Source organism: Dellaglioa sp. CoH-55-MRSF-9 (genome assembly GCF_056782155.1).
In genome coordinates, this window is the sequence record NZ_JBXAYG010000173.1 from 1 (window position 1) to 238 (window position 238).

The 238-nt window shown below is 79.8% G+C and carries 1 pseudogene; it reads left to right on the plus strand.

Annotated features, from left to right (window positions below):
- Positions 1-238: pseudogene (locus AC1RPV_RS08240) on the plus strand (hypothetical protein); the annotation flags it as partial.

Consider the following 238-nt stretch of genomic DNA (forward strand, 5'->3'; position numbering starts at 1 on the left):
GCGTGGCCTTCGACCGCGACGGGCCCGGACTCGCCCGCGGTCTGGAGGCCGCCCACTCCAGCGCGCGCGTGCTGCACGCGGGCGGCGACGCGACCGGCGCGGAGATCCAGCGGGCGCTCGACGCGGCCGTCACTGCCGCGGGCATCCGGGTGGTGGCCGGGGCGTTCCTCCGCGACGTGCTCGTGACGGACGGCGCGGCCTCCGGGGTCGCGCTCCGGCTGGCCGACGGCACGGAGAC